The organism is Halomonas sp. BM-2019, from assembly GCF_017584085.1.
In genome coordinates this window covers 1051819-1060074 of record NZ_CP071922.1, presented here as the reverse complement: position 1 = coordinate 1060074, position 8256 = coordinate 1051819, and the positions used below count along the sequence as shown (strand labels likewise).

5 protein-coding genes are annotated in these 8256 nt (G+C 71.8%); 2 read left to right on the top strand and 3 right to left on the bottom strand.

All coding sequences use genetic code 11. From position 1 onward, the window contains the following. On the top strand, positions 1–824 hold an 824-nt coding region (locus J5F18_RS05375; protein ID WP_346301294.1), incomplete at its 5' end, for a hypothetical protein. Between the two features lie 6 nt (positions 825–830). Here the strand turns inward: J5F18_RS05375 and J5F18_RS05370 are convergent. The 3 genes from J5F18_RS05370 to J5F18_RS05360 all read right to left on the bottom strand — a co-directional run bounded on the left by J5F18_RS05370 (position 831) and on the right by J5F18_RS05360 (position 8063). Further along, positions 831–5138: a TIR domain-containing protein gene (locus J5F18_RS05370; RefSeq protein ID WP_346301293.1), complete on the bottom strand. Its 4308-nt coding sequence runs from the start codon at positions 5136–5138 to the stop codon at positions 831–833. Between the two features lie 140 nt (positions 5139–5278). Then, positions 5279–7636 (bottom strand): EAL domain-containing protein, encoded by a 2358-nt coding sequence (locus tag J5F18_RS05365; protein WP_346301292.1) that lies wholly within the window; start codon positions 7634–7636, stop codon positions 5279–5281. A 208-nt stretch (positions 7637–7844) separates the two neighbouring features. Further along, positions 7845–8063 (bottom strand): hypothetical protein, encoded by a 219-nt coding sequence (locus J5F18_RS05360; protein WP_346301291.1) that lies wholly within the window; start codon positions 8061–8063, stop codon positions 7845–7847. On the opposite strand from J5F18_RS05360, the gene J5F18_RS05355 reads away from it, so the two are divergent. Next, positions 8062–8256 (top strand): hypothetical protein (locus J5F18_RS05355; protein ID WP_346301290.1); only part of this gene is annotated, 195 nt, incomplete at its 3' end. The genes J5F18_RS05360 and J5F18_RS05355 overlap by 2 nt on opposite strands.

The window sequence follows — 8256 nt, the reverse complement described above, 5'->3', positions numbered from 1 at the left end:
GCAGCGACTGGACGGTACCGGCCATCGTCGCCGGCGCCGCCGCTACCGTGGTGGTAATCAATTGGCTGAGGAACCGTCAGCAGACCGTCCGGCAGCAAGCCTCCGCAAGCGAGGACGACATGCTGGCGCGGCTGCGGCAGCAGGGCCCGAGCTTCGCCCCCGCCTACAACACCAGCGCCTTCGCCGCCGTCGGCATGGTGCGCGGCGGCTGGCCCTTCGTGCTGGACTTTTCCCATGAGCGGCCGGTCATGGTCACGCTGAGCCTCAGCGCCCGGGGGCTGCCGGAGATCTATACCCTGCGGATTCCCTTCGGGGCGAACGAGACGGGAACGCATCGCCTGCAGTTCACCCTGCCGCCGGCGTTCGGCGACAGCACGCGCCCGGCGGCGATCGCCGTGACCGCCACCGAGCCGGGCAGCGAGCGTCCGGAGCCCTCCTTCCGGATCATCGCGCTGGGCTGCGGCCCCCGCGCCATCGGCTCGGTGGCCATCGAGGAGGTCTCCTTCCTGCCCCGCCTGATTCGCGCCCAGGCCCGCGAGCAGGCCTCCTACCGCTTCTTTTCTCACTCCGACTTCCCCGATGCCGTGGCCGAGTTCATGCGCGTGGAAGCCGCCCTGGACGGCGAGCGTCACTTCTTCGTCAACGAGGCCCCCATCATCGGCGGCGTGGCCGCCGGACGCAGCATCGCCCCGCGACAGTGGGACGGCCGCGACGCCGGCCAGCGGCTCTCCACGGGGTCTCATCGTCTCAAGGTTCGCGCCTGGGCCCCGGCCGAGGGCTGGATCACCGCCTGGTCGGATGCCCGGGTCGACGTCGCCCCCTGAAGGGCGTCACTCCCTGGCTCCGGCGAGCTCACGGAATTCACGGAAACGCGCCTGCCAGGCCGTGGCCGGGAGCACCTCCACCTCGCCGGGGATCGTCAGGCGGGTACCGGTCCGGACCTCCTGACGCAACGCCGGCCGGGGCGGCGGGGCCGTGAACGCCGGCAGCTGCCACAGGGTGATGCGGTCATCCACGGCGATCAGCAGCCGGATGCCGGCCGCCCCAATGTCGCTGTCGAAGACCGTGGCGACGGACCCCGGCCCCTGCAGGGCGGGGGTCAAGGGATGCCCGCCGAGGGCATCCCAAAGCTGCACCCGCCCCCCCGTCTGCCAGCTGACCACGCGCTCCCCGCCCGGGGTGAAGGCCGCCTCGACGATCTCCCCCCCGGGAACCAGGGAGGCGAGCGGCGTCTCGCCCTCGTCCGCCCAGATGCGGACACTGCCGCCGCCCCAGCTCAGGACTCGCCCGCTGCCGGCATGCCACCCTGCGCCGCGGATCGCCAGATGGATCAGGCGTCGCTCGGCATCCGGGTGGTTCAACCGGTGCAGGCTGACGCCTCGCTCGTCGCTGGCGACCAGCAGCCGCTCCCCGTCGAGCGCCGCGGTGCGCACCAGCATCCCCTCGGCGACCGTCTCCAGCGGTACCGGCTCGCTGGCCTGGAAATCCCACAGCCGCAGGCGCCGGTCCTCACCCCAGGTCAGCCCACGCCCGGTGCCGTCGTCGGCCAGGGCCACCCCGCGCAGACGGCAGGTGGCATCGGCCGCCTCGTCGCCATGCGCGACCGGCACCGCAAGGGCGCTGCCGAGGCGCCACAGCCAGGCGGTACACCCCTGCGCCCCCCAGAACAGCAGGCGGTCGGCGTTGGCACTCCACACCACGCCGGTCACGGGATCGCGGCCGGTGGTGCCGCCGGGGGCGGCCAGCCGCTGGAACCGGCCCGCCTCCCAGCTCCACAGGCGGACCTCGCCGTTCACGTCCGCGGTCAGCAAGCGCTCGCCGCCCGGTGCGAAGGCGGCGAACACGGCGTCGGGGTCCAGCGGCTCTCGCGCCGCCGGCGCCTCGCCCGGCGGCGGCGGGCCGACATGGAGCTGTCCGCCGAGGGCGATGGCGCGCAGCGACGCCTCGCCCGCCTCCGTTCCCTCCACCAGGACGGCGTCGAGGACCGGCGCCGGCAATCGCAGCGTCACCGCCGTCGGCGCGGGCGGCGCCTGCCACAGCCGCAGGCTGCCGTCGACCGCCCAGCTGAGCAGGCGCTGCCCGTCCTCGCTGGCCATGACCTCCCCGATCGTCGCCGCATGGCGCAGCGGCAGGCCCAGCGGCTCGCCGCTGTGGCTCGACCAGAGCCGGGCCTCGCGGCCGTGCCAGGTCAGCAGCCGATCACCGGCCGCGAAACGCGCCCCCGTCACCGCCTCCAGGCGGGCCAACGCCGCCCCGGTCTCGCTGTCCCAGAGCCGCGCCGGCCCGCTTCCCTGGCTCCAGGTGAGGAGGCGCCGGCCCTGGACCATGGGCGGGGCCATCTCCTCGTCGTGGCGCATCACCGCACCGATGGCGCCCTGGGCTTCTAGGTCCCAGAGCCGTGCGACCCCGCAGGGGCCATGGTTCCAGACCAGCAGGCGTCGCCCCTGGCCGGGCGCACCGTCATCGAGGACGTCGAGGAAGCGGGCCCCGATAGCCACCGGGGAGCAGACCCCACCCGCCTCCGGCGACGGCGAAAAGCCCGGTCGCTCGGGCAGCCAGAGGCGACCGTCACGGCCCCATACCGCGACCTCGTCCGCCTCCCGCCCCAGGGCGCCGCCGACGATGCCAGCATCGGACGAGGCCAGCCTCCGGAGGCCGTCAGCGTCCCGGAGCCATGCCTCGCCCGCGGGCGTCCAGAGCAGCAGCCGGGGCCCCTCCGGGGCGATGGCCACGCCGGCCACCCCACCGGCCTGGGCCCACCCGCCCCGCGCCTCGCCGCTCGCCAGATCCCAGACCCGGACCGCCTGGTCGTGCACGCTCACCGCGGTACCCTCGTCGTCCCCGCCGATCCACAGCCTCTCGGCCCCTGCCGGGATCGTGACCCCCGCGGCACCGCCGTGCCGATCGTGGATCTCGAGCCGCCCGTCGTCGTCACGGAAGGCGATCCAGCGGACCAGGGGGCGGCCATCCCGGGAGAAGCGTTGCACCGAACGGCTGCCCGGCGCCAGGAAGGCCGGCGCGCTCCCCTCTTCCCAGCGCCAGACCCGGCTGGCGCCATCGCCGCCCCACAGCCACACGGCCTCACCGGCGGCATCCAGGGCGGCCGACTGCAGCGTCGGGCCGAGATCCGCCGCTGCGACCAGGTCGGGGCCGTGCCCCGCGCGTAGCGCGGCCCAGTAGGCGCTCGCCGCCCGTGCCGGCTCGAGCGCCAGCTCGGCGGCATGCACGAAATGGTGGCTCGCCTTGAGGAGCTGGCCCTCGCGATCACGGGCCCCCACCCCGCTGGTCCAGTGCAGCTCGGCCAGGCCCTGCCGGGTGATCCGCTCCTGCTGATGCAGCGACCAGGCCAGCCAGGAGAGGCCGATGACGGCGGCCACCAGCGTCGACCAGACGGCGGCGATCCACAGCCGCCGCTTGCGCTCCCGCCAACCACAGGCCTGCAGATAGGCCCGCTCCGTGTCGCCGAGCGGCACGGGGCCGGAATGGGCGAGGAGCAGGGCGGCCTCCAGGCGGCTGCCGCGGTGGTTCAGCAGCTCGGCAGGGCGACCGCCGCTCTGCCACTCCCGGGCCGCCCGCCGCAGCCCGGTGTGGATCCGGAGGCCTTCACGATTCTCCTTCAGCCAGTCACTGAGCGTCTTCCAGACCCGGAACAGCGATTCGTGGGCCACCTCCAGGGTGCGCTTCCCGTCATGACTGGCGGAGATCAGCAGGCGCGCCTGGACAAACGGCTCGAGCAGTGAATGGCTGGCGGCAGGCAGGTCCTCCCAGCCCACGACCTGGCGCGTGTAACGCCCCTCCTCGTCGAGTCGCACCAGCGCAAAGAGGGCGGCGCGCAGCACCTGTTTCTGCGCCCGGGAAGGGGCGACGGCATCGAATACCGCCTGGGCGGCCTTGGCCACCGCCCCCTCCAGGCCGCCCAGGCCCCGATACTCGGCCAGGGTGAGGCGCCCGTCCGCCCCGCCCATCTCCCACAGCTCGCGCAGGGTGAAGGCCAGCAGCGGCAGGGCATCCTGGGTGGCGGTATCCGCCACCATGGCCCGCACCAGCCCGGTCTCGAGCTCGAGACCGGCGAGCTCCGCCGGCCCCTCGATGACCGCCGAGAAGCCCTCCACCGACAAGGGCGCCACGGTGACCATCTCGGGTCGAAAATCCCGCCAGTCGGGGTGTGCCTGGAGCGAGCCAAGGAAGTCGGAGCGCAGGGTGGCGATAACCAGCACGGGGGGATCGGGAGCCCGCAAGGCGGGGCCCAGGATCCGCATCAGCCGCTCGGCCTGGACCGAGGGCAGCAGCACCTCCTCGAGCTGGTCGATGACCAGCACCAGGGTGGCATTGGCGCGGCCGGGGCGCCGCCGCAGCGCCTGCTGGACCTCGCCCAGCAGGTCGCACGCCTCGGCACCAGACACCAGAGCCCGGGCCTCCTCGACCGCCACCCCGGCGGCGGTAAGGCCGCCCACCAGCTGGGCCAGCAGCGCCTCCAGGGGGCGGTCACGGGGACGCACGGGGCCGATCGGCGCCCAGGCATCGGGCAAGGCGCGCAGCCGCGGCAGGATCCCGGCCCGCACCAGGGAAGACTTGCCGCTGCCCGAGGCCCCCAGGAACAGCTGCAGGCGCGGTCCCCCGAAGTGCCGCACCTGCTGGAGCCGATCCAGGGCCTGCTGGATCTCGGTATCGCGACCGAAGAAGATGGCGGCATCCGCCTCCTCGAAGGCCATCATCCCCGGATAGGGCGGGCGGCGTCGGTCCCAGTCGAACACCCCGGTCAGGGCCCCGCGCAGGCGCTCGTAGCCCAGTGCCGGCTCCTTGACCAGGTCGATGATCTGCAGCTCCGCCAGCTGGGGACGCAGGGTGCAGGGGGCGATGCACACGGGGAGGATCGGCTTGCCGAGGGCCCGGGCGTGACTCAGTTCCGCCAGGCACCAGCAGGACGCCATGGCGGCGTCGCTGCACAGCGCGATGAAGGCCTGGCAGGTCCTCAGCTGGCGATAGAGCTCCTCCTCCCAGTCGCGCCCGGGCGGAATGCCGTGTTCCGGATCGAAGTCCAGGAAGATCGAGCGATGCCCCTGGCGGTCCAGCCAGCCGGCCAGCTCACTGGCCGCGGCCTTGTCGGCACTGCTGTGGCTGATGAAGAGCGTGCTCATGGAGCCTGGCTCCCGGGGCTGTCGATCGAGAGGATCGCCTGGGGCCTGGCCCCTTCCCGATGATGACCGCGTGCGGCCGGAGCAGGGCGGCCCGGCCTCTCCTCAGCATAGCCGCTTCGCGACCCCGGCCGGGCCGCGACTCAGCCGTCGAGTGCCAGCGCCTCGACCGGCACCGGCCGCCCGAACAGGTAGCCCTGGAAGGAGCGGCAGCCGTGCTCGGCGAGCCAGGCCCGTTGGGCCTCGGTCTCCACCCCCTCGGCGAAGACCTCCAGCTTCAGGCTGCGGGAGAGGGCAATGATACTGGCCACGATGGCCATGCTGGCCTCGTCCTCGAGCAGGTCACGCACGAAGGACTGGTCGACCTTGAGCTGGTCCAGGGGCAACCGCCGGAGGTAGGCCAGCGACGAGTAGCCGGTGCCGAAGTCATCCAGGGCAAAGGTGATGCCCCGCTCCCGCAGCCTCAGCATCTTGTCGCGGGCGTCGTCGCGCTCCTCGACGAACAGGCTCTCGGTCACCTCCAGCGTGAGGCGATGGGCCGGGGCACCCGTGCTCTCGAGGATCTCCAGCACCCGCTCGACGAAGTCCGATTCGCGAAACTGCCGCGCGCTGACGTTGACCGAGATCGTCAGCCGCGCCGTTCGCGGATCGGCGGCCCAGACCGCCAGCTGGCGGCAGGCGGTCTCGAGGACCCAGTTGCCGATCGGCACGATCAGCCGACTCTCCTCGGCCAGGGGAATGAACTCCGCCGGCGAGACCATGCCGCGCTGCGGATGCTGCCAGCGCAGCAGCGCCTCCACGCCGTTCACGGTGCCGCTCTCGTCGACCTGCACCTGATAGTGGAGCCGGAGCTCGCCCCGGGGCAGCGCCTGGCGCAGGTCACCCTCGAGCCGGGCCCGGACCTGAAGCCGGCGCTGCATCTCGGGGTCGAAGAAGCTCAGCGCATTGCGCCCCGCGGACTTGGCCTGGAACAGCGCCATGTCGGCCTGCTGCAGGATCTCGTCGAGGGTGGTCTCGTGGTCGCGGAACAGGGTGATGCCGAGGCTGGCCGTCACGATCAGCCGCTCTTCAGCGAGGCGGATCGGCGCCTCCAGCACGCCCTGCAACTTGATGGCGACCCGCTCGACCAACCGGGCGACGGCGTCCGCCTCGTGCCCCAGGTCGTGCAGCAGCAGGGCAAACTCGTCGCCCCCCAGCCGCGCCAGGGTGTCGGTCTCGCGCAGCACCTCGCCGAACCTCTCGGCGATACGCTGCAGCAGCAGGTCCCCGGCTTGGTGACCCAGGGTGTCGTTGACCCGCTTGAAGTGATCCAGGTCCAGGAACACCAGCGCACCGAACTGGCCCGTTCGCACGCTGTCCTTGAGGGTCCCCTCCAGGCGGTCCAGCAGCAGGCGCCGGTTGGGCAGGCCGGTCAGCGGGTCGTAGAAGGCCAACTGGTGGATCTCCTGCTCGGCGGCCTTGCGCTCGGTGAGATCGCTGAAGGTGGCCACATAGTGCGTCAGCCTACCGGCGGCATCGCGCACCGCGCTGATGGTCAGCCACTCCGGATACACCTGGCCACCCTTGCGGCGGTTCCAGATCTCGCCCTGCCAGCTGCCGTCCCGCGCCACCCTGGCCCAGAGCGTCGCATAGAAGGCCTCATCGTGAAGCCCTGAGCTGAGCAGGCGCGGGTTCTGGCCCACCACCTCCGCCTCGGCATAGCCGGTGATGCGGCTGAAGGTGTCGTTGACCCGCAGGATGGTGCCCGTGGCGTCGGTGATCAGCATCCCCAGGTGGGTCTCGAAGGCGGAGGCGGCAATGCGCAGCTTCTCCTCGCGGTCCTGCAGCGCCCGCTCCAGCGTCAGCCGCCCCAGATAGTGCCGCAGCAGCCATCCCCCCAGCGCCGTCAGCAGCAGGAAGAGGACGAGGTGCAGCCAGAACCGTTGCCACCAGCCGGCCAGGATCCCCCCGACCTCCTCCCCGACTACCACCACCAGGGGCCGGTCCCCTACCCGCTGCACCGCATAGAGTCGCTCGCGCCCGTCCAGGGGAGAGACAGTACGCAGCGTCGTCCGCGCCTCGCCGCTGGCGAGAAAGGCTCGCGTCAGCGGGCCGCCCCCCGGCTGTCCCGGAATTTCCGAGACCTCACCCTCGGCGAGGGACGGACGTCGGGTGATCAGGCCCCGATCGGGGTCGAAGAGGGCGATGCTTTCACCCCGGGTCATTGCCAGGCGCGCCAGCGCCTCGTCGAGGAGCACCGGGTCGAGACGCTGGGAGGGTGCTCCCCGGGCGTGCCCACCGACCGTCAGGGTGGCGCTCACCCACTCGGCGACGAGATCGGCCCGGGCGGCGACACGCTCGCGCCCAAGCTCGAGATCGCGCTGCTGCTGGTTCCAGAGAATCAGCGCAAACAGCAGGAGGATGGCCAGCAAGGCCAGCAGATAGAACAGGATGGCGCGACGACGCAGACGGGAATGGCAAAGGCGGGGCGGGGCCTGGGGCATGGAGCTGTCGCCACTCATTGTCACCGGCGTTCCTTGCGTTGAGCCAGGGTGGGCGGATTATCTAGCTGTCGAACAGGGGCAGGCTTCGTCTCGAGAACACACCTGAACCTTCATTGAAACAGATGTCGCGGCGGCCCACCATGGTCCGCCGCGAGGCAGAAAGCGGTCCACAGCCGATGCCCACCCCACGCCATCCCCTCCGGCGGCTAGCAAGTCGGGGCGTCCATCAATCCTGGAACGGTCGTGCCCAGACCTCGTTCGGCTCATGACGCTTGAGGATCTCTTCCGCTTCGGGCCGCACGGTGTCCGGGATGATCACCTTGATCTGGTTGGTCTCCTTGTCGAAGTAGAGCTTTTCACGGGGGAACCCCTCGGCGATCAGCTCATCGTAGGCGTTGATGGCCTTGTCGGCGCTGCCATAGGCAGCCGTGACGGTCTGAGTCATGACGTCCTCCATTAACGAATCGCCGACGCCGACCGGCGCCGCGGCAGGCGACGGGCCCGCCCATCGCGTGACGGATGACGGGAGGGGAGCCGGTCGGCCTGCCTGGACCAGTATTGCGGACGATTCCGCGGGTCGCCATGACAAAGCGGGTTCCGAGGTCGTGACCGAGGGGGCCGACGAAGCGGTTGCTGTT

Bases quoted from the DNA above. Each gene is read 5' to 3' on its own strand.
- J5F18_RS05370 (WP_346301293.1), bottom strand. From the start codon at position 5,138: ATGAGCACGCTCTTCATCAGCCACAGCAGTGCCGACAAGGCCGCGGCC.
- J5F18_RS05365 (WP_346301292.1), bottom strand. From the start codon at position 7,636: ATGAGTGGCGACAGCTCCATGCCCCAGGCCCCGCCCCGCCTTTGCCAT.
- J5F18_RS05360 (WP_346301291.1), bottom strand. From the start codon at position 8,063: ATGACTCAGACCGTCACGGCTGCCTATGGCAGCGCCGACAAGGCCATC.